Raw genomic sequence first — 20993 nt, 5'->3', positions numbered from 1 at the left:
CGGCCCAGACGGCGTTCCGCTGCGGGACTGCCTAGCGCGAAAAGGTTAACGCCGTCGCGGCGCCTAGTCGGCGGCTACGCGTTCCGGGGCCATTTCCGCGAACAGGCGCGCGTAGTTGTCGACCATCGCGTCGACCGCAAAGCGCTTGACCCGCTTGAGCCCCGCCGTGCGCATCCGGGCGCGGCGTTCGGGATCGGCAATCAGCTGGGCAATCGCAGCCGAAAGCGCGATTTCGTTGTCGACCGGCACAAGTTCGCCGCTGACGCCCGGCTCGATCACGTCACGCGGGCCAAAGCTGCAATCGGTCATCAGCAGCGGGGCACCGCAGGCCAGGGCTTCGGCCGCAACCGTTGGAAAGCCTTCCCAGCGGCTGGGCAGCACGAACAGATCGGCGCGCGCCATCCAGGCATAGGGATTGCCGACGAAGCCGATAAAGCGAACATATTCGCCGATGCCAAGCTGGGCGGCCAGCCGGTGAAGTTCGCCAAGGCGGCTGCCCTTGCCCAGGATCACCAGCGCATGGGTGCGCCAGACGCCGCTGGCGGCAAAGGCGCGGATCAGGACTTCGTGGCCCTTCTGGTATTCGAGCCGCCCCGCCGTGAGGATATAGGGCCGGGCCGGCGCGCCGGGGATCGGCTCATCCTTGGCCGCGGCAATCCCGGCAAGGTCAATCGGGTTGTTGATCATCCGCATCTTTGCGGGATCAAGCTCAAGGTCCCTGACCAGCCCTTCGGCCATGTCGCTCGAATTGGCGAGCACGGCATCGGCGCGGCGGTACGCCCTGCGGGTCAGGCGCAATGACGTGCGCTTGATCAGGGGGTTGGGGGCTTCTTCCTCGACGACGGCGAGCACGTTGTTGCCTTCGCGCGCGATCCAGCGCGGGCGTTCCTCGCCCAGGCCCATCAGCGCCAGCCAGGCCAGCAGGTTGGTGCCCTTGAGGAAACTCATGGCAACGTCCGGTCGCGCTTCCTTGACCATCCGACGAAAGGCCAGCGGCGCGCGCACCGCGCTGCCGATCAGCTTGCCCGGCGCGTACTGGGCGCTGTTCGGACCGTCGTAATTGAAATGCTCTTCGCCATCGGGGGCAACCAGCAGCCGGTCCATGTCCTCGACGTGCTCAAGATAGGGTCCGGCCTTGCGCAGCAGGCCCATCCGCACGTCGAACCGCTTGGGGTCGAGCTGGTTGAGGAGGTGCACCGCAACGCGTTCGGCCCCGCCGCCATGCAGCGAGGTGAGCATCAGCAAGACGCGGATCGGGCGGCCGAGCACGGTCGCCGGTTGGGTCACTCCGTGCATTCACCACTCCTCCTGGCGACCGGCGCGCGCCTTGCCATCGTCATCTGGCGCTGGCAAGGCCCCCGCGCATGAGCGATCTCACATTGCCTCTAACTGAACCCGCCGTGCAACACCGTCCGGGCTTCGAGCTGCTGGTCGGCTCGAAGGCATTCTGGGCGTGCGCGGCACAGGATATTGCCGCGGCGCGGCGGCGCGTGTTGATCCAGGCGATGACTTTCGAGGGCGACGCGGCGGGTAGCCAGGTTGCGTCCGCGATCTGTGCCAGCCCGGCGGCAGACCGGCGCGTGCTGGTCGATGACTATACCTGCCACGTGATCAACGACACGTTCCTCGCCCTCTCGCGCGCGCCGCAGCTGCAGGCGGAAGCGGCGGCCACCTGGGCGATGTTCGATGCGATCGAGGCTTCGGGCGCGGCGCTGCGCATCACCAATCCGGTCGGGCGCAATCCGCTGCGCTACGCCCTGCGCAATCACAAGAAGCTGCTGGTGATGGACGATGTCCTGTGGATCGGCGGGATCAATTTTTCCGACCACAACTTTGCCTGGCACGACATGATGCTGCGGATCGACCACGCCGGGATCGCGAACTGGCTGGCGGGCGAGTTCGAGCGCGACTGGCGGGGGGAGACGGCATCGAGCGCGGCCGAGATCGCGGGCGTGAGCCTGTTCAGCGTCGATGGCAGCAGCAACGAAGGCCACTTCGCCAGCCTGCTGAGCCTGTTCGCCAATGCGACGCGTTCGATCGAGGTGGTCAGCGCCTATCCGACCTTTCCCTTCATCGACGCAATGGCATCGGCGGCGCGGCGCGGCGTGCCCGTGCGGCTCTATACCCCCCGGCCCAACAACAAGCCGGTGATCCGGGATTACCTGATGGGCGTGGCGCAGCATTCCGGCCTCGAAATCCGGCTGATGGAAGAGATGACCCACGTGAAGGCCGCGCTGGTCGATGGCGAAGCGCTGGTGGTGGGATCGTCGAATTTCGATTTCGTCAGCCACCGCGCCAATGCGGAATATGTTGCGACGATCCGCGATGCCGACCTGATCGCCGATTTCGAGGCGCGGCTGCTGGAACCGGCGCGCGCAGGATCGGTCCCGGCGGGGCCGCAGGACTATTCGCGCTGGCGTTCGTGGAAAGCGCGGCTGGGCCTGCTCGCGGCCGACGTGGTGGTCAGCTGGCTGAACCACGGCCCGCGCATCGCTGAGTGGCGGGCGCCCTGACCTTTACCCTCAGCCGTGCGCGCCGAACACGTTGGCAATCGCGGTGGTGATGCGCAGCGACAGTGCGTGGGCGTTTTCGATCGGGTCGATGAAGTCGCGGTGGATCGCCTCGTACCCGATCGCCGCCCCGTCGGGGTAATCGCTCGGCTCGTTTACCGAGAAGTCGCCAATCCCGGGGAAGCTGGTCGGGAAGGCGCGGCGCAGCTGGGCCAGGGCCTCGTCGATACGCAGGGTGAAGACCATCTCCAGCACGTCTTCGCGGGCAATGTCGTTGGCGCGGCTGAAGGCCGGGACCGATACCGCGCGCAGGAACATGTGCTGCATCAAGGCCAGTCGCAACGCCTGCAGGATGCCGAGCATCCGGCGGGTGTGTTCGCGGTCGTCCAGCGGGGCCTCGTCGGGGATCAGGGCAAGCAGGCGGTGCAGCTTCAGCGCATCGACGCGCAGGCGCGAGGCAAGGCGGCGGAACACGCCGGTGCGATCGTCCGTGGTGAGATATTCCGCCAGTGCCAGGCAGGCATCGGCGATGTGGTTTTCATCGCCGCGATAGGGCCGGCTTGACCAGTAGGCCGAATTGAACAGCTCGCCAAAGGCCGCGACCGTCTTGATCGAGGCCAGCGCATTGGCCGCGCGCACAAGCCGAACCAGTTGCCGACCGCGCGAAGATTCGCGCAGTAGGGCGGCAATGGCTTCGTAATTGCCCTCGGCGGCAGTGCCGAACCCGGCGATCACGTTGACCGGATAGCCGAGTTGCTGAAGCACCGCGTTGTGCGGGATCGCGCGGATCTGGCGCAGGCTCATCTCGCGGTCGGCGGCAAGGTCGCTCTGGCGGCGCGATTTGCGGCTGCCGGTATCGTTGAGCATCCCGAGGCCAAAGGCGGTCACCGCGCGGGGATAGGTGCGGCTCGCCAGGTAACCCTGCTGCACGCGCCGGATCGCGCGGTAGAAATCGAGCGAAAGGTCGGTGCGGCGATAGAACGGATCGGTCGGCGCATCGGGATCGGTTTCGGTGGGCGCGTTTTCGGCAAAACGGGTCAGGGTGGCGAGCGCAAGCTCGTCCGTGCCGAAGAACAGGTAGCCGTCGCCGCCCTGGAAGCTGACTTCCGGCTCCAGCTTCAGCCCGGCGCGGGCAAAGCGCCGGCGTGCCCAGGGCGAAAGCGGCCACTCGATCCGGTCGGCAATCGAGGAAGGATGCGCGCCGCGCCCCATCGATTCGCCGTGGGTGTTGAAAATCAGCGCCGAAACGTCGGTCAGCCCGTTGCTGACCATCGCCTCGGAAAGGCGGCCCTGCAGGCGTTCGATTGCCAGCGCGGCGGGGATCTGGCCGACAAAGCGGCCTGCATCGGAAAAGCCGGTCTGGATCGCCACCCGCCCACGCCCGCGCGCATAGTCGCGGTAGGCCTCTTCGGCGAGCAGCGCGTCAAGGAAGCGCCCGCCGTGTTCCAGCGCGCTTTCGGTTTCGAACAGCGGCGAGACATCGACCTTGTCGGCAATCCCGAACAGCCGCGCGAAATAGAGCGCGGCGAGCACGGTAGTCGGCTGTTCGCATTCGGCCACCAGCATCCGGATCGGCGCGTCGGCATCGATGTGGCCCAGGATCTGCGCCATCGCCAGGAACTGGCGCACGGCGGTGGAGTTCTCGATTGCCAGCGCCGCGAAGTTCGAACGCAGCGGGCGCGCCTCGGCCAGCAGTTCGCGCATCCTGACCAGCGCCGCCTGGCTACCCAGGTCAAGCTTGCCGGTGGGGTCGATCCGGCGGCGGATCGCGTTCTGGAGCTGCGAACTGTTCACCCGGAAATGGATCCAGCCCATGCCGAGGCCGTCGGCGCGCATCGCGGCCGTGGCGACCAGCAGGGTTTCGGCCACGTCATCGTCGGCGCGGGCGGCGTCCTGTTCCAGCTCGGTGATCACGCCAGACAGGCTGGTCAGCTTGTCCGGGTGATCGGCGGTGAGCGCGTTGGCGGCGGCGGAAAGGTCTGCCGGAGCGGACAGATCGGCGGCAAAGCGCGCGGCCATGGTTTCGGCCAGGTCCGCCGCCCGGCGCAGCCGCGCGGCAACCTCGGGCGCGGCCTTGTCCAGCATTGCGGCATAGGTGCTGAGCCGCTCGGCCTTTTCGGACAGGCGGTAGCGCAGCGAAGTCGACCACGAGATGTCGGTGCGCCCGTCCATGTCGTAACCGACCCAGCTGGCAAAGCGCAGTGGCAGCGGGGCCAGCTTGCGCCATTCATTCGGCCACTTCGCGCGGGCCGAGGCGAACAGGGTGCGGTTGATCCGGTCGCGCGCGGTCTGGGCGCGGGCGATTGCGGCCATGGCGGCGGCGTGTTCGCTATCGAGCGTAATCGTATCGCGATCGTGCGGGGCAACGCAGGTCGTGGCCGCGACAACATCGCCCGACGAAGCCGCTGCGGCCACGGCCTCGGTCTGCCGCCCCGTCAACAGGAAGGTCGGGTGTGCGGTGAAGACCACGTGGACCAGCGGCCTTCGCCACTTGGCGGCGAAGGCAGCGAAACTGCCGGCCTTGGCCCCTTTGGGCTTGGCAAGATCCGCCAGGGCCGCGTCGTTGGCTGCCGGATCGACCGGCGCGACCAGCCGGTCCAGCCGGTGCGCACGGGCCATCAGTCCTTCACATTCGAGTTCGGCGACCAGCGAGGAAATGTCGTCCAGCGAAAGCTCGCCGCGCTCAAGGCGGCGGGACAGCTCAAGACTGAGCTGGAACACGGGATTGAACAGCGGGGTTTCCGCCGTGCGCGCGTGCAGTTCCTGCAGGCGCTCGTCGAGCTCGTTGGCGATGCTCATGCAAGGTCTCCTGACACGATGCAGGCGCCCGTTCCCCGGACCATTCCGCGCCGGGTCAAGCGCCCAGCTTCGTTGCGGCCGCCGCCGCCGCCTCGATGGCGGCAAGGTCGGGCGTTCCGCGGGGAACAATCCAGCTTCCACCACAGCACAAGACGCTGTCCAGCGCCAGCCAATCCGGCGCGGTCGCGGCGGTAATGCCGCCGGTGGGGCAGAAGCGCACCGAGGCGAAAGGCGCGGCGATGGCCTTGAGCGCGGGGATCCCGCCATTGGCCTCGGCCGGGAAGAACTTGAACCGGTCAAGGCCCAGGTCGAGCCCGCGCATGATGTCCGACGAGGTTGCCGTGCCGGGCAGGAACGGCACATCGGCCGCAATCGCCGCCTTGGCAAGGCTTTCGGTCAGGCCCGGAGAAACGATGAACTCGCTGCCCGCCTTGAGCGCATCGTCGAGCGCGAACTCGTTGAGCACCGTGCCGGCCCCGACAATTGCGCCGGGCACCTGCTTCATCTCGCGGATCACTTCGAGCGCGGTCGAGGTGCGCAAGGTGACTTCCAGCACCGTCAGGCCACCTTTGACCAGCGCCTCGGCAATCGGGGCGGCGTGGGCAACTTCGTCGATGACCAGCACCGGGATGACCGGGGCGGTCCGCATGATCTTTTCGATGGGGCTTACGGGTTGCGGACTCACGCGAGATGCTCCTTGGCAAAGGCGGCGGCTGCGCCCAGCAGGCCGGGCTGGGGATGGGTGATGAGCTTGACCGGCAGGCTCGCCATCAACCCTTCGAACCGCCCCTTGGCGGTGAAGCGGCTGGCAAAGCCCGAACGGATCAGGGTGTCCTTGATGCGCAGGCCAAGCCCGCCGGCGATCACCACGCCCGACGCGCCCTGCGCCAGCGCGATGTCACCCGCGACAGCGCCGAGCGAAAGGCAGAACCGGTCAACCGCAGCGGCTGCCAGACTGTCTTCGCCCGAGGCACCGATCTGCCACAGGGTACGATCGTCGAGCGGTTGCACCGCGCGGCCTTCCATCGCGGCAAGCGCTTCGTAGATGTCGACGATTGCCGGGCCAGAAACCACGCGCTCGGCCGAAACCCGCCGATAGCGCTGGCGCAGGCGGGCGAGCAGGGCATCCTCGATCGTATCGAGCGGGGCAAAGTCGATATGCCCGCCCTCGGTGGCCTGGACCCGGTAATCGCCGCCGCCCCGCCAGATGTGCGCGACGCCAAGGCCGGTCCCCGGGCCGATGATCGAGATCGTGCCTTCTGCGGGCAAGGGCTCGTCAGGGCCGGACAGGTGGGTGAAATGCTGTGCTCCGGCGCGAGCAACCGCGTGCCCGACCGCGCCGAAATCATTGACCACGGTGTAGCGCGACGCGCCCAGCTTTTCCGGGATCATCGCGGGACGGATGATCCAGGGATTGTTGGTGAAGCGGATCACCTCGCCGCCAACCGGGCCCGCCACGGCAATTGCGACCGCCGGGGGCAGCGTGCCGCCCTGCTGACGCGCAAAGTCTTCCCAGGCGGTCTGGAAACTGGCGTGGTCCCTGGTGTGGAGCGTCGCCGGTTCGCCCAGCGCGATGGTGCCGTCGGCACCGATTTCGGCGACGGCGAAGCGCGCGTGGGTGCCGCCGATGTCGACAGTAACGATGTTGGTGCTCAAAGTCCGCCCTCCGCGAGCATGGCCGATCCGCCGCGCTCGGCCCCGTCGGCAAAGTGGCGCAGCATCGCGAAGAGTTCGCGGCCCATGCCCATTTCGGCAGTTGGGGCCCTGGCCGGCTGGCGGGCGGCCAGATCGGCCTTCACCGTCAGCGTCCCGTCGTGGCCGCACAGCTTGATAATGTCGCCATCCTCGACCAGCGAAAGGGGGCCGTCGCCCAATGCCTCGGGGGTAACGTGGATGGCGGCGGGCACCTTGCCCGATGCGCCCGACATGCGCCCGTCGGTGACCAGCGCGACCTTGAAGCCCTTGTCCTGCAGCACGCCGAGGGGAGGGGTCAGCTTGTGGAGTTCTGGCATCCCGTTGGCGCGCGGCCCCTGGAAGCGTACGACCACGACCACGTCGCGGTTGAGTTCGCCCGCCTTGAAAGCCTCTTGCACGGCTTCCTGGCTGTCGAACACGCGGGCCGGGGCCTCGATCGTCCAGCGCGCCGGGTCGACCGCGCTGGTCTTGAACGTGCCGCGCCCAAGGTTGCCCTGGACCAGCCGCATCCCGCCATCGGGCATGAATGCGCCCGATACGGGGCGGAGGATCTCGTCATCGCCGCTTTGCGCAGGGGCAGGACGGAACGACAGGGTATCGCCGTCAAGGAACGGCTCGTCGGCATAGGCGCGCATCCCGCCTTCGGCGATGGTCAGGACATCCTCATGCGCCAGCCCCGCATCCAGCAGTTCGCGCACGACATAGCCCATCCCGCCGGCGGCGTGGAAATGGTTCACGTCGCCCGCGCCATTGGGATAGACCCGCGCGATCAGCGGCACGGCGGCGGAAAGCTCGTCCAGGTCCTGCCAGTCAAGCTGCACGCCGGCGGCGCGGGCCATGGCAGGCAAGTGGATCGCATGGTTGGTCGATCCGCCGGTGGCGAGCAGACCGACGCAGGCGTTCACGATCGCCTTTTCATCTACCACCTGCGCCATCGGGCGGTAGTCTCCCCCTTCGCGGCCGATTGCGGCGAGGCGGTGGAGGGCCTTGCGCGTCAGCTGGCTGCGTAGCGGGGTATTGGGCGGCACGAAGGCAGAGCCGGGCACGTGCAGGCCCATCAGCTCCATCATCATCTGATTGGAATTGGCCGTGCCATAGAAGGTGCAGGTGCCGGGCGAGTGATAGCTCGCGCTTTCGCTTTCCAGCAGGTCGGCGCGGGTGGCCTTGCGTTCGGCATAGAGCTGGCGGACCTTCTGCTTTTCCTTGTTGGCAAGGCCCGAAGGCATTGGCCCCGAAGGCACGAACACCGCTGGCAGGTAGCCAAAGCGCAGCGCGCCGATGACGAGGCCAGGCACGATCTTGTCGCAGATGCCGAGCAGGGCCATCCCGTCGAACATCGCGTGGCTCATCGCGATCCCGGTCGACATGGCAATCACGTCGCGGCTGAACAGTGACAGCTCCATCCCCGGCTGGCCCTGGGTCACACCGTCGCACATTGCCGGAACGCCGCCCGCGACCTGCGCGGTCGCGCCGACTTCGCGGGCATAGAGCTTCATCGCCTCGGGATAGCGAGAATAGGGCTGATGCGCCGAGAGCATGTCGTTGTAGGCGGTGACGATGGCGAGGTTCGCGCCGCGCCCGCTCTTGATCGCGCCCTTGTCTTCCAGCGCGGCGGCAAAGCCGTGCGCCAGATTCGAACACGATAGCGCATTGCGGTTCGGGAAACGTTCGGCCTCGGCGTCCATGAGATCGAGATAACGCCGGCGGCTCGCCTTCGACTTCTCGATGATCCGCTGCGTGACGCGCTCGACGGCGGGATGGAGATTACTCATGCCAATGCACTCCGTCACGTTCGGTCAGGGCAATCGCGGAGGAAGGGCCCCAGCTGCCCGCCATGTAACCTTGCGGCCTGACGCCGTGTTCTGCCCAACTGGCGCGGATTGCATCGATCCACTCCCACTGCGCCTCCACCTCGTCGCGCCGCACGAACAGGGTCTGATCGCCTTCGATCAGGTCGAGCAGCAGGCGTTCGTAAGCGATGCGCTTCATCGGCCCGGCGAAGGCATCGGCCATCGCGATATCGAGCGGTACTTCGCGCAGGCGAATGCCTTCGCGGTCGAGCCCGGGAACCTTGGCCATCAGCGACAGGGTGATGTTTTCTTCGGGCTGGATCCCGATCACCAGTCGGTTGGGCACGTTGCGCGCCCCCGCATTCTTCCGATTGGGCCCGGCGAAGATCGAATGCGGCACATGGCGGAACTGGACGACGATCTCGGTCTTGCGCTGGGGCAGGCGCTTGCCGGTGCGCAGGTAGAACGGCACGCCTTTCCAGCGCCAGTTGTCGAGATGGGCCTTGATCGCGACGAAGGTCTCTGTCTCGGACGGCTTGCCCAATTCCTCGTCATAGCCCGGCACCGGCTGGCCCTGAATCGCCCCGGCGCGGTACTGCCCGGTCACGGTTTCGTTCGGATTGACCATGCGCAGGGCGCGCAGCACCTTGACCTTCTCGTCGCGGATCGCGGTGGCATTGTAATTGGCCGGCGGCTCCATCGCGACCAGGGCGAGGAGCTGCAACATATGGTTCTGCACCATGTCGCGCAGCGCCCCGGCACCATCGTAAAAGCCGACGCGGCCTTCCAGCCCGACCGTTTCGGCCACGGTGATCTGGACGTGGTCGATATGCGCCGCGTTCCACAGCGGCTCGAACAGGATATTGGCGAAGCGCAGCGCGAGGAGGTTCTGGACCGTTTCCTTGCCAAGGTAGTGGTCGATCCGGAAGGTGCGCTCTTCAGGGAAGGCGGTGGCGACTGCGTCGTTGATTTCACGGCTGGTCGCAAGGCAGGTGCCGAGCGGCTTTTCAAGGCCGATCCGCACGGTCTCGCCCGTCAGGCCGCTGGCAGTCAGGCCGGCAATGGTCGGCTCGAACAGGTTTGGTGCGGTCGACAGGAAGATTGCCAGGCCCTTGTCCGTGGAGCCAACCTTCTTCGCCAGGGCGGCAAAGCCCGCGGTGTCGTTCGCGTCGAGCGGCTGGTAGTGCAGCCGATTGAGGAATGTGGCCATCGAGCCGCGCCGTTCGGCGGGCAGAAACTTTTCCAGGGCGGCACGGGCGAAGTTGCGATAGGCGCCATCGTCGAAATCGTGCCGGGCGGTGCCGATGATCGAAAGATCCTCTGGCACCAGACCATCGGCATGGAGCGCGCAGACCGATGGCAGCAGCATCCGCTGCGCCAGATCGCCGGTCGCACCGAACAGCAGCAGGCTGTTGGCCGTAAAGTTCATCGCCCATCCTTATTGGTCCGGAAAAGTCCGGATTGGCACGCAGGAGCGAACCCGCGCGAAGCGAAAAACTATCAGAGGGTCAGGTTCCTCGCCAGTGCAGCACAAACCAATTCATTGGCGTGGCAGGGCCGGAAATCGCCGAATCAGGCCCGGGCGCGGCCTGAATACGTCTGCGTGGTCCGGGCCTTGCGCCGGCGGGGCAGGCGGATGGCCGGCGCCTTGGCGGCCTGAGCGGGGTTCTCGTGCCCGCGCGGATGATAGTCTTCGGAAGGCAGCGCCTTGCCGAATAGCCAACCCTGAACCATGCGGCAGCCATGCTGCTTTAGCCGGTCGAGCTGTTCGGGTTCCTCCACGCCTTCGGCCAGGGTGCACATCCCGAGCTGGTTGGCGAGCGCGATCACCGCCGCCACGATCGCGCCCGATTCCGCGCGCGTCACCAGCTCTGAAACAAAACTGCGGTCGATCTTGATCTTGTCGAACGGGAAAGTCAGCAGGTAATTCAGCGAGGAGTAGCCGGTCCCGAAATCGTCGAGCGCAATCTTTACGCCCAGGTTCTGCAGCTGCTTCAGCATGGCCAGGTTGGCATCTGTATTGTTCAGCAGCACGCCTTCGGTGATTTCGAATTCGACGCGGGCCGGGTCGATCCCGGATTCGGCCAGGGCGCTGACGATCACCGGGAGCAAGCCGGGGCTTTCGATCTGAACCGGCGAAAGGTTGATGGCGATGGTTTCGCCGCCGGCCCAGGTGGCCGCTTCGGCAAAGGCGGTGCGGATCACCCATTCGCCAATCCCCACGATCAGGCCGGTCTCTTCGGCGATCGGGATGAAGGTATCGGGCGGGACCAGCCCGCGCTCGGGATGCTGCCAGCGCAAGAGCGCCTCGTAACCGGTCTTGGCTTCGCTTTCGACATCGACCAGCGGCTGGAGGAACAGGCGCAGCTCGCTCCGCCCGACCGCCTGGCGCAGGTCCCGGCCCAGCGCGTGGCGCTCGTGCAGGCGCGCGTCCATGCCTGGCTCGAACATCTCCCAAATGCCGCGCCCGGCGGACTTGGCCGCATTCAGCGCGATGTCGGCATAGGACTGGAGCTGCTGCGGCAGTTCGGCATGGAACGGGGCCAGCGCGATGCCGATGCTGACGCCGCTGGTCAGTTCGTGGCCGTCAACCGTCACGGTTTCGGCCATGGTCACCAGCAGCAGTTCGGACAGGCGCACCGCATGATCGCAGGCATCGGCGCCGGTTACGACGATGGCGAACTCGTCCCCGCCAAGCCGCGCAACCAGGTTCTGGGTGCCGCCCAGGCCGCTATGGCGCACGCAGTTGGAAAGCCGATCGGCAAAGTCGCGCAGGAACGAATCGCCGACCGGATGGCCGAGCATGTCGTTGATGGTCTTGAAGTGATCGACGTCGACGAACAGCAGCGCCACCTGGTCACCCGCCTCGCGCGTGTCCAGCAGGTTGGCCAGGCTGCGTTCGAACAAGGCGCGGTTGGGCAGGCCCGTCAGGGTGTCGAAGTGGGCCATCCGGTTCGCGCGGCTTTCGGCCTGGCGCTGCATTGTGACGTCGGAAATGATCCCGCGCCAGGCTGCACGGTCGCCCGTACCCTCGAACGTGGGACGTCCGCTGATCGACCACCAGCGCGACTCCCCGTCACCGGTGCCGTCGATTTCGAGCTCGCAATTGCGCAGGGGGTGGCCCCGCGCGAGCGCATCCGCCATCGTATCGCGCGCCGGACCGGGAGCGAACAGCGATGCGAAAAGGCGGCCCTCAAGCGTCTCGGGATGCTCACCGGCAGCGCGAGCAAACCGCTGCGACACGCCGGTCAGGCGATGCTCCGCGTCGAGTTCGAACAGCCAGTCAGACCCGCTTTCCTCGTATTCGTTCAGGAGCAACTTGACCGTCCGCGCGCTGGCGGAAAGCTCGCGGTCAGACAGAATGCGGGTCACGAACAGTTCGCGCGCGGAATAGGCCATGCGGATCAGCAGCAGGCTTGCCGAGACCAGCACGATGATTGCACCGCCCGCCGCCGGAGAACCCAGTTGCGCGAGGCCGATCGCCAGGCCCAGGGCCTGCGAGGCGATGTAGATGGTGGCAGAGCCGGGCAAGGTGCGAATGGTGAAGGCGGCGCTCGCGATCTGGGCCAGCCCGCTGACGGCCAGCAGGATCTGCCCAGCCGAAGACACATGGGGCAGCCACCAGCCGATGAAGACCGCGAAATTCAAACCCAGCCACCACGAGTTGAGCCGCAAGCTCTGCACCATGCGGTGAACGCGCTTTTGGCGGCGGCCACGCTCCACGCCTTCGGCAAGCCACAGCCGGTGCAGGCACGCGGCCAGCATGTAGGCGCCGAACAAGGTCAGCGCGAAGGCGGGAATTTCGCTGCGCAGGACGGCGATCAGCAGCAGCGCGTTGAGCAGCGAACCCAGCACCATCGGTTTGATGATTCGGATATGGGCGTTGAGCAGCCGACTTTCCGCCCAATCCCGCAGTTCGGGAGGGACGGCGGTGCGTCGCACTGCCTTGATAGTGACCATCGATTACGCCTGCCCCGCGGTTCCGGTGCCTGCCGCTTATCCCGTTCGCGGTTAACAAAGTCCTTTGAGCGATCCGGGATTCTCCGGGCATTTGTGTTCCCGCTGCCGCAAAGCGGCAATATTCGGCGTCGTTCGCAGAAACGATCTCAACATCTCGGTCCAGCTTGGCTAGGCCTTCGCGACAAGGAGAATCGAACAATGCGTCGCACCACACTCGTTCTTGCCACCACCATTGCCTGCGCCCTTGCCGGCAGTCCGCTGATTGCCAAGCCGGCCAAGCCCAAGTCGCATCCCGAAGCCGAAGCCCAGACACTCGAACTGTCGAAGCAACTGATCGCGCTGCGCACGGTCAACGGCCCGGGCAACCAGACCGACCAGGCGCTCGGCGTGGTCAAGGGCGCACTGGTCGCGGCTGGCTGGAAGGACAGCGAGGTCGAAATCGTGCCGTTCAAGCAGACGGCCTACCTGATCGCGACCTGGCCGGGCAGCGATCCCAGCCTCAAGCCGCTGGTGATCTCGGGCCACATGGACGTGGTCGAGGCCAAGCCGTCCGACTGGACCCGCGATCCCTTTACCCCCGTGGTCGAGGACGGGATCCTCTATGGCCGCGGGGCCAGCGACATGAAGTTCGACGCGGCGATGGCCACTTCGGCCCTGATCGAACTGCGCCGTTCGGGTTACAAGCCCAAGCGCACGATCATCATCCAGTTTTCAGGTGACGAGGAAACCACCATGGAAACCGGCGCGATCATTGCCGAGCGGCTGAAGGGCGCGGAGCTGGTGATCAACATCGACGGCGGCGGCGGCACCTATGACGAAGCCACGGCCAAGCCGCTCTATTGGACCTGGCAGGGCGCGGAAAAGACCTATTCCGACTTCCAGATCGAAGTGACCAATCCGGGCGGCCATTCCTCTGCTCCGCGTCAGGAGAATGCGATTACCGAGCTGTCGGTCGCACTGGAACGGATCGGGACCTACCACTTCAAGCCGGAACTCAGCCCGCTGACCAAGGCCTATTTCGAAAAGGCCGCGCAGTTCGAACCCGATGCCAAGCTGGCCGCCGCGATGCGCGCCTTTGCCGCCAATCCGGAAGACGAAGCGGCGATCGCGGTCCTGCGCGCCAACCCGGCCTATGTCGGCAAGATCGGGACGACCTGTGTGGCGACGATGGTGAACGGCGGCCATGCGCTCAACGCGCTGCCTCAGCGCGCCACGGCGAACATCAACTGCCGGATCTTCCCGGGCCACAAGCCGGCCGACATCATGGCCGAACTGCAGAGCGTCGCCAACGTTCCGCAGGCGAAGTTCACCGACGTGACCGAAGGTTCGGTCGCGACCGACGCTTCGCCGATGCGGCCCGACTTCACGGGTGCGGTCAACAAGGCGATGAGCGCGGCCTATCCGGGCGTGCCGGTGTTCCCCTCGCAGGCTTCGGGCGCTTCGGATTCGATGTGGTACCGCCATGTCGGCGTGCCCAGCTACGGCGCGAGCCCGACCTTCAGCAAGGATTCGGAAGACTTCAGCCATGGCCTGAACGAGCGGGTGCGCCTCTCGAACATCGCGCCGGGGATCAATTACTACCTCGTGCTGTTAACCGAGCTGTCCAAGTAAGGCGGCTGGCCAAGTAGCGCGTCGAGTGCGGAGCGGGCGATTTCGCCCGCTTCGATCGCGCTGAAGGCTTCCGGCGAAAGACACAGCTCCAGCCACAGTCCGTCGACCAGCGCGGTGATCGCGATGGCTGCGTGGCGCAGGCGCGCCCGCGCCATGCCGCATTCGCCCAGCAGAGCTTCCAGCCGGGCGCGAAATGCGGCGTATTGCTCGTCGTGCTGGCGGGCGATGTCGGCGCGGCTGCGCACCAGGCTCCAGAACGCGATCCAGGTCGCCAGCAGTTCGCCGCTGGCCACCGGCGGCGCAAAGCTGGCGGTCACGAAGGCGTCGAGCCGCGCGCGGGGAGAGGGGCCTGCACCGGCGACGGCAGCGTCCAGCGCCTCGCTCACCCGCGCCTCGACATGGGCATAGGTGGCCGCGACAAGCGCGTCGATCCCGGCGAAGTAATGCCCCATCAGCCCCGGCGAAACGCCCGCTTCCAGCGCGATTGCGCGCACGCTGGCCCCTGCCACGCCTTCGCGCGCGAGCACCCGCGCGCAGGCCTCGATCAGGCTGGCGCGGCGCGCATCGGGTTCGGCGCGGCGGAAGGCCGGTTCCTTCAAGGCGGGCTTGGTGCTCACTTGTCGCGGCTTAGCACTTGTTGTACGACTGTCCAACAAGCATCGCGGGATTCGCCGGAACATGACCAAGCTCGACCATGCCTTTGCGCAGATTGATGGAACCGACGTCGATCCCGACGCCGATTTCAGCCTGCCCGGCTGGATCTACCGCGACCAGGAATTCTTCGACCTTGAAATGGAGCGGATCTTCCGCCCCTCGTGGCAGATCGTCTGCCATGTCAGCGAGCTGGCGCAGCCGGGCGAATACCGCACGATCGACTACCTTGGCGAAAGCGTGGTGGTCATCCGGGGCGATGATGGCGCGGTGCGCGCCTTCACCAATGTCTGCCGCCACCGCGCGATGCGGCTGGTCGAAGGGCCTTCGGGCTGCACGAAGAAGCTGGTCTGCCCCTATCATGCCTGGGTTTACGAGACGGATGGCCGGCTGACCGGCGTGCCCATGAAGTCGGAATATCCCGCGCTCAAACCGGAAGAGAACGGGCTGGTCCCGGTCGAACTGGAAGTCTGGCGCGGCTTCGTGTTCGTGCGGCTGGAAGATGCGGGCTTTCCCACCGTGGCCGAGATGATGGCCCCCTTCGAGGAAGAAATTGCTCCCTACCGCTTCGAGGAAATGGAGCGGATGGACGAGGTTCGCCTGCGCCCGCGCGGGGTGAACTGGAAGAACGTCGGCGACAATTATTCCGACAACCTCCACATTCCGGTCAGCCACGATGGCCTGACCCGCCTGCTCGGCAAGACCTACCGGATCGAACCGTTTGGCTGGGCCGACCGCCTCCACGGCGACGTGGTGGACGATGAACGGCAGAACATCTGGGAAAAGTTCTATCGCCGTCACATGCCGCGCATGGCGCACCTGCCGGAAGAAGCGCACAAGCGCTGGCTCTATTACAAGCTTTGGCCGAACATGGCCTTCGACATCTATGCCGACCAGATCGACTTCATGCAGTGGCTGCCCATCAGCCCGACCGAATGCCTGCTGCGCGAAGTGGCCTATTGCCTGCCCGACAAGTACACGCCTGAAGGCAAGGCGCGCGAGCTGAAGCTGGTGCGTTATGCCAACTGGCGGATCAACCGCGTGGTCAACAAGGAAGACACCTGGCTGATCGAACGCGTCCAGCAGGGCATGGCCAGCAAGAGTTATGGCGTCGGCCCGCTGGCCGCGAGCGAGACCTGCCTGCGCAGCTTTGCCCGCAAGATCCGCGCGCTGATACCCGAAGCCCGCGAGCCGTTCCCGCCAGCGCCGGGCTGGAGCAAGCGCGCATAGTTTGAGTTCACCCGCCGACGCAGCGGTGGGTCAGGGTGGGGTGGCCGGTCCGGGTCGCAAGTTTGGTCGGTAGCCCCACCCGCCCCTTTCCTCGCAATGGGAAGGGCCAGATGTTCGATTGGGGAGTTACCATGACCAAGACCTATGACGCGCTGATCATTGGCGGCGGCCACAACGGCCTCGTCTGCGCATTCTACCTCGCCAAGGCGGGCATGCGCGTGCGGGTGCTGGAACGCCGCCACGTGGTTGGCGGCGCGGCGGTGACCGAAGAGTTCCATCCCGGTTTCCGCAACTCCACCGCCAGCTACACGGTCAGCCTGCTGCGGCCCAAGGTGATCGCGGACATGAAGCTCCACGATTACGGCTACCGCGTGATCGAACGCACGATCTCGAACTTCTTCCCGTTCGAGAACGATTATCTGAAGCTTGGCGGCGGTCCGGGCCGGACCGAGGCGGAATTCGCGCGCTTTTCCAAGAAGGATGCCGAGGCCTATCCCAAGTACGACGCGGCGCTCGAAAAGGTTGCCAACGTGCTGCGCGATCTTTCCTTGCAGATCCCGCCCAATGTCGGCGGCGGCCTTTCCTCGCTGGTCGCGGCGGCGAAGCAGGGCTGGCCGATGGCGCAGATGGACATTTCGGTGCAGCGCGACCTGCTCGACATCTTCACCAAGTCCGCGCGCCAGTTCCTCGATGGCTGGTTCGAACATGACTATGTCCAGAGCGCCTTCGCCTTCGACGCGGTGGTGGGCAACTATGCGGGTGTTTCAACCCCCGGCTCGGCCTATGTCCTGCTGCACCACGTGTTCGGCGAAGTGAACGGCAAGCTCGGCGCATGGGGCCATTCGGTCGGCGGGATGGGCGGTATCACCCAGGCCATGTTCCGCGCCTGCGAGGACGTGGGCGTCGAAGTCAGCCTCGAAGCCCCGGTGGCGCAGGTGCTGGTTGATGGCGGGAAGGTTGCCGGCGTGCGGCTGGAAAGCGGCGAGGAAATCGCCGCGAGCGTTGTCGCATCAAACGCCGGCCCTGCGCTGCTTTATCGCCAGCTGGTCGACCAGAGCGATCTGGACGATGATTTCAAGCGCCGGATCAAGGGCTTCAAGACCTGTTCGGGCACGTTCCGCATGAACGTCGCGCTGTCGGAACTGCCCGATTTCACCGTGCTGCCCGGCAAGGAACAGGCCGAACACCACACCGCCGGGATCATCATTGCGCCGGGCATGGATTACATGGACCAGGCCTTCATCGATGCGCAGCAGCACGGCTGGTCGAAGAAGCCGATCGTCGAGATCAAGATCCCGAGCACCGTGGACGATAGCCTGGCCCCTCCGGGGCAGCACGTCGCCAGCCTGTTCTGCCAGCAGTTCGATCCAAACGTCGATTGGGACAAGCACCGCGAAAAGGTGGCGGACCTGATCATCGACACGGTCAACGATCACGCCCCCAACTTCAAGGCCAGCGTGATCGCCACGCAGATCCACTCGCCGCTCGATCTCGAACGCAAGTTCGGGCTGATCGGTGGCGATATCATGCACGGCACGATGGGGATCGACCAGCTGTGGGCCGCGCGCCCGGTGCTGGGCCACGGGGACTATCGCGGGCCGATCAAGGGGCTCTACATGTGCGGGGCGGGCACCCATCCGGGCGGCGGCGTGACGGGCGCGCCGGGCCACAACGCGGCCCAGGCGATCCTCGCCGACCGGCCGTTCATCCGGAAGCTCTTGCGCTCCTGACGCCGAGGTAGACCGGCAGGCCCGCCGCGATCAGCAGTGCGCCATAGCCGATTGCCTCGGTTCCAAGGCCCCATTCAGCCCACACGGTGAAGGCCGCTGCCACCACGGCGGCGGCCAGCACCCGGCCTTCGCCCGGCAGCAGCCGCATCGCCGCCAGCGCGCTCATCAGATAGGCGAGCAGGCCAGCCGCGAGGCTGACCGAGGCGATGAAGCCGAACAGGTCGGCCATGCCCTTTTGATAGTTCATCAGCGTCAGCACGGTCAGCAGGCAGCTTGACAGGATATGCCCGCGCAAGGGGGTGCCGTTGCTGCTTTCCGCTGCGAACCAGCGGGGAAACACCCCGCCGCGCGCCATCGCCCAGGGCATTTCGCCCTGCACCAGGATCCACCCGTTGAGCGCGCCAAAGGCGCTGATCGCGGCAAACAGGGCGACCACTTCGCCCACACCCGAGCCGAAGAACCGGCCGAGGAAATCGGCCACCGGGGCAGGTGATCCCGCGACCTGCGCAGTCGGCACATAGAGCGCGAAGGCCGCCGAAATGCCGAGGTAGATCACCCCGGTCAGAGCCACGCCATAAAGCGTCGCGCGCGGCACGTTGCGTTGCGGATTTTCGACCTTGTCCGCCGGGACCGTCCCGGATTCGAGGCCAAGGAAACCCCAGAAGGTCAGCCCCGCCGCCGCCGCCACCGCGCCCGGCGCAATAGTGATCCCAGGATCGGGCGCGCGCGGAGCACCGCTGGCATAGAGCCACAAGGCCAGGGCAATGAGGGCGATGAGCGGCAGCAGTTTGAGCAGTGTGGTCACTTCCTGAACCCGCCCCGCCGCGCGTACCCCGGCGATATTGACTAGCGTCAGAAGCCAGACGCAGCCCACCGCGAGCAGGGCGGGAAGACCCGGCGTTTGTCCGATGGCCGGGAAGATCAGGCTGAGGTTGCTGACCACGGCCACCGCGATCGCGCCGTTGCCGACCCAGGTCATCACCCAGTAACTCCACGCCGTAACGAACCCGGCGAGCGGCCCGAAGGCGGCATTGGCATAGGCATAGGGGCCGCCCGCCAGCGGCAGCTTTGCCCCAAGTCCGGCAAAGACCACGCCTAGGCTCAGCGCGCCGCCGATGGTGATCAGCCAGCCCAGCATCTGGTTCCAGCCCAGCGGGGCGAGCGTGGCGGGCAAGAGGTAGATGCCCGATCCGATCATGTTGCCCACGCACAGCGCCAGCACGGCCCAGAAGCCCAGCGCCCGCGCGGTCGACTTGGTGTTTTCTCCGTTCATGGAATTCCCTTCGCCGCGCAGACTATCGCTTGATTGCGCGGCGTCACCATGTTTCTAGTCGGCGCGATGGCAACCGTGACAACGCAAAGCTGGCTTTCCCGCCTTGGCAAGTATCCCCCGCGCCTGGTCGAGGCGGCTGTCGCGCTCAACGCGAACGACCTGCCGCGGGCCGAGCCACTGCTGCGCCAGCACCTCAAGGAGGATCCCTTCGATGTTGCCGCGATCCGGATGTTCGCGGAACTGGCCGGACGGATCGGGCGCTACAAGGATAGCGAAAACCTGCTGCGCCGGGCGCTTGAACTGTCCCCCGCCTTCACCGCGGCGCGGGCCAACCTGGCGCTGGTGCTCTACCGCCAGAACCGCCCGGAAGAAGCGATTGCCGAACTGAACCGCGTGGTCGAAGAAGAGCCGGACAATCCCGGCCATTCGAACCTGCAGGCTGCCGCGCTTGGCCGCATTGGTGAGTTTGACGAAGCCTTGGCGCTCTATGAACAGGTGCTTCAGCGCGCCAAGGGCCAGCCGCGCATCTGGATGAGCTATGGCCACATGCTCAAGACCGTCGGGCGCACGGCGGACGGGATCGCGGCCTACCGCAAAGCGATCGAGCTGATGCCCGAACTGGGTGAGGCGTGGTGGAGCCTTGCCAACCTCAAGACGGTCAAGTTCTCTGCCGAAGACATTGCCGCGATGGAAAGCGCGCTCGCGCGCGGCGACATTGCCGAGGAAGACCGCTTCCACCTCGACTTCGCGCTGGGCAAGGCGCTGGAGGACCGGGGCGAGGCGGAAGCGGCTTTTTCCCATTACGCGGCGGGCAATGCCCTGCGCCGCACGAAGCTGGATTACGATGCCGCCGAAACCAGCCGCTATGTCGATCGCCTGATCGAGATCGCGACGCCCGAGTTCTTTGCGGCGCGCGCAGGGCAGGGCTGCGATGCAAGCGATCCGATCTTCGTGCTGGGGATGCCGCGCGCGGGTTCCACCCTGGTCGAGCAGATCCTTTCCAGCCACAGCAGAATCGAAGGCACCAGCGAACTGCCCGACATGCCCGTGCTGGCCCGGCGCGAACCGCGCTATCCGGTCAGCCTGCCGGACCTGTCGGCCGAGCAATTGCGCGCTGCGGGCGAGGAATACATGCGCCGCACCCGGATCCAGCGGAAGACGGAGCGCCCGTATTTTATCGACAAGCTGCCCAACAACTGGGCGCACATCGTGTTCATCATGGCCGTGCTGCCCAGCGCCAAGATCATCGACCCGCGCCGCCATCCGCTCGGCTGTTGCTTTTCCAACTTCAAGCAGCACTTCGCGCGCGGGCAGGCGTTCAGCTACAGCCTGTCGGACATGGGGCAGTACTATCGCGACTATGTGCGGCTGATGGCCCACATCGACCGGGTCCAGCCGGGGCGGGTTCACCGGGTGATCTACGAAAACATGGTCGACGATACGGAGACCGAGGTCCGCGCGCTGCTGGAATTCTGCGGGGTGGAATTCGAGGAAGGATGCCTTTCCTTCCACAAGACCGAGCGGGCCGTGCGCACCGCCAGCAGCGAACAGGTGCGCCAGCCGATCTTCCGCGAAGGTACCGAGGGCTGGAAACCCTATGCCGCGCACCTTGGTCCATTGCGAGCAGCATTGGGCGAAGTTCTCGATTGTTACCCAGAGGTGCCGCCGGCGTGGTAATTGTGTCACGCTTTGCTGCACTTGCGTGACGAAATGTCGTGTTCCGCTTGACGGTTGCGGGCAACGG

14 protein-coding genes are annotated in these 20993 nt (G+C 66.1%); 5 read left to right on the top strand and 9 right to left on the bottom strand.

Going from position 1 to position 20993, the window contains the following annotated elements:
• Positions 1-63: 63 nt before the first annotated feature.
• Complete coding sequence (locus tag ACE3SN_RS08140) at positions 64-1296, bottom strand: glycosyltransferase (protein WP_374529117.1); 1233 nt, start codon at positions 1294-1296, stop codon at positions 64-66.
• A 68-nt stretch (positions 1297-1364) separates the two neighbouring features.
• Here ACE3SN_RS08140 and ACE3SN_RS08135 point away from each other — a divergent pair, with 68 nt between their 5' ends.
• Positions 1365-2513, top strand: a complete 1149-nt coding sequence (locus ACE3SN_RS08135) for a phosphatidylserine/phosphatidylglycerophosphate/cardiolipin synthase family protein (RefSeq protein ID WP_374529116.1) — start codon at positions 1365-1367, stop codon at positions 2511-2513.
• Between the two features lie 9 nt (positions 2514-2522).
• Here the strand turns inward: ACE3SN_RS08135 and ACE3SN_RS08130 are convergent, their stop codons facing one another.
• The 6 genes from ACE3SN_RS08130 to ACE3SN_RS08105 form a co-directional block, all read right to left on the bottom strand.
• A complete protein-coding gene (locus tag ACE3SN_RS08130; RefSeq protein ID WP_374529115.1) occupies positions 2523-5309 on the bottom strand; it encodes a phosphoenolpyruvate carboxylase in 2787 nt (928 codons plus the stop codon).
• 55 nt (positions 5310-5364) lie between these two features.
• Positions 5365-5958: a bifunctional 4-hydroxy-2-oxoglutarate aldolase/2-dehydro-3-deoxy-phosphogluconate aldolase gene (eda, locus tag ACE3SN_RS08125; RefSeq protein ID WP_374529123.1), complete on the bottom strand. Its 594-nt coding sequence runs from the start codon at positions 5956-5958 to the stop codon at positions 5365-5367.
• Between the two features lie 32 nt (positions 5959-5990).
• Positions 5991-6965: a glucokinase gene (locus ACE3SN_RS08120; protein ID WP_374529114.1), complete on the bottom strand. Its 975-nt coding sequence runs from the start codon at positions 6963-6965 to the stop codon at positions 5991-5993.
• Positions 6962-8776 (bottom strand): phosphogluconate dehydratase, encoded by a 1815-nt coding sequence (edd, locus tag ACE3SN_RS08115; RefSeq protein WP_374529113.1) that lies wholly within the window; start codon positions 8774-8776, stop codon positions 6962-6964. The genes ACE3SN_RS08120 and edd overlap by 4 nt, the downstream gene beginning before the upstream one ends.
• Positions 8769-10223 carry a glucose-6-phosphate dehydrogenase gene (gene zwf, locus ACE3SN_RS08110; RefSeq protein WP_374529112.1) on the bottom strand — a complete coding sequence of 485 codons (1455 nt, stop codon included), beginning with the start codon at positions 10221-10223 and terminating at the stop codon, positions 8769-8771. Before zwf ends, edd begins: the two co-directional genes overlap by 8 nt.
• Positions 10224-10366: 143 nt before the next feature.
• Positions 10367-12754: a putative bifunctional diguanylate cyclase/phosphodiesterase gene (locus tag ACE3SN_RS08105; RefSeq protein ID WP_374529111.1), complete on the bottom strand. Its 2388-nt coding sequence runs from the start codon at positions 12752-12754 to the stop codon at positions 10367-10369.
• Positions 12755-12952: 198 nt separating this feature from the next.
• Here ACE3SN_RS08105 and ACE3SN_RS08100 point away from each other — a divergent pair, with 198 nt between their 5' ends.
• On the top strand, positions 12953-14365 hold the full coding sequence (locus ACE3SN_RS08100) for a M20/M25/M40 family metallo-hydrolase (RefSeq protein WP_374529110.1): 1413 nt from the start codon (positions 12953-12955) through the stop codon (positions 14363-14365).
• Here the strand turns inward: ACE3SN_RS08100 and ACE3SN_RS08095 are convergent.
• Positions 14332-14982 (bottom strand): TetR family transcriptional regulator C-terminal domain-containing protein, encoded by a 651-nt coding sequence (locus tag ACE3SN_RS08095; protein WP_374529109.1) that lies wholly within the window; start codon positions 14980-14982, stop codon positions 14332-14334. The two genes, ACE3SN_RS08100 and ACE3SN_RS08095, sit on opposite strands and share 34 nt — an antisense overlap.
• 61 nt (positions 14983-15043) lie before the next feature.
• Between ACE3SN_RS08095 and ACE3SN_RS08090 the strand changes: the two genes are divergently transcribed.
• Together ACE3SN_RS08090 and ACE3SN_RS08085 are read left to right on the top strand one after the other, a co-directional pair.
• Positions 15044-16246: an aromatic ring-hydroxylating dioxygenase subunit alpha gene (locus ACE3SN_RS08090; protein ID WP_374529108.1), complete on the top strand. Its 1203-nt coding sequence runs from the start codon at positions 15044-15046 to the stop codon at positions 16244-16246.
• A 131-nt stretch (positions 16247-16377) separates the two neighbouring features.
• The gene (locus tag ACE3SN_RS08085) at positions 16378-17976 is read left to right on the top strand and encodes a phytoene desaturase family protein (protein ID WP_374529107.1); all 1599 of its coding nucleotides are present in this window, start codon (positions 16378-16380) and stop codon (positions 17974-17976) included.
• Here the strand turns inward: ACE3SN_RS08085 and ACE3SN_RS08080 are convergent.
• The gene (locus tag ACE3SN_RS08080; RefSeq protein ID WP_374529106.1) at positions 17951-19249 is read right to left on the bottom strand and encodes an amino acid permease; all 1299 of its coding nucleotides are present in this window, start codon (positions 19247-19249) and stop codon (positions 17951-17953) included. The genes ACE3SN_RS08085 and ACE3SN_RS08080 overlap by 26 nt on opposite strands.
• Positions 19250-19315: 66 nt before the next feature.
• Here ACE3SN_RS08080 and ACE3SN_RS08075 point away from each other — a divergent pair, with 66 nt between their 5' ends.
• Positions 19316-20926, top strand: a complete 1611-nt coding sequence (locus tag ACE3SN_RS08075; protein ID WP_374529105.1) for a sulfotransferase — start codon at positions 19316-19318, stop codon at positions 20924-20926.
• Positions 20927-20993: the final 67 nt, after the last annotated feature.

Source organism: Novosphingobium sp. (assembly GCF_041915465.1).
GTDB lineage: Bacteria > Pseudomonadota > Alphaproteobacteria > Sphingomonadales > Sphingomonadaceae > Novosphingobium.
The sequence above is the reverse complement of the archived record's forward strand: the minus strand, read 5'-3'. Positions and strand labels throughout refer to the sequence as shown.

What these genes read in the sequence shown, in the direction of transcription:
- ACE3SN_RS08075 (WP_374529105.1), top strand. Translation starts at nt 19,316, where the DNA reads ATGGCAACCGTGACAACGCAAAGCTGGCTTTCCCGCCTTGGCAAGTAT.
- ACE3SN_RS08130 (WP_374529115.1), bottom strand. Translation starts at nt 5,309, where the DNA reads ATGAGCATCGCCAACGAGCTCGACGAGCGCCTGCAGGAACTGCACGCG.
- ACE3SN_RS08085 (WP_374529107.1), top strand. Translation starts at nt 16,378, where the DNA reads ATGACCAAGACCTATGACGCGCTGATCATTGGCGGCGGCCACAACGGC.
- ACE3SN_RS08140 (WP_374529117.1), bottom strand. Translation starts at nt 1,296, where the DNA reads ATGCACGGAGTGACCCAACCGGCGACCGTGCTCGGCCGCCCGATCCGC.
- ACE3SN_RS08135 (WP_374529116.1), top strand. Translation starts at nt 1,365, where the DNA reads ATGAGCGATCTCACATTGCCTCTAACTGAACCCGCCGTGCAACACCGT.
- edd (WP_374529113.1), bottom strand. Translation starts at nt 8,776, where the DNA reads ATGAGTAATCTCCATCCCGCCGTCGAGCGCGTCACGCAGCGGATCATC.
- eda (WP_374529123.1), bottom strand. Translation starts at nt 5,958, where the DNA reads ATGCGGACCGCCCCGGTCATCCCGGTGCTGGTCATCGACGAAGTTGCC.
- ACE3SN_RS08105 (WP_374529111.1), bottom strand. Translation starts at nt 12,754, where the DNA reads ATGGTCACTATCAAGGCAGTGCGACGCACCGCCGTCCCTCCCGAACTG.
- ACE3SN_RS08100 (WP_374529110.1), top strand. Translation starts at nt 12,953, where the DNA reads ATGCGTCGCACCACACTCGTTCTTGCCACCACCATTGCCTGCGCCCTT.
- zwf (WP_374529112.1), bottom strand. Translation starts at nt 10,223, where the DNA reads ATGAACTTTACGGCCAACAGCCTGCTGCTGTTCGGTGCGACCGGCGAT.
- ACE3SN_RS08090 (WP_374529108.1), top strand. Translation starts at nt 15,044, where the DNA reads ATGACCAAGCTCGACCATGCCTTTGCGCAGATTGATGGAACCGACGTC.
- ACE3SN_RS08080 (WP_374529106.1), bottom strand. Translation starts at nt 19,249, where the DNA reads ATGAACGGAGAAAACACCAAGTCGACCGCGCGGGCGCTGGGCTTCTGG.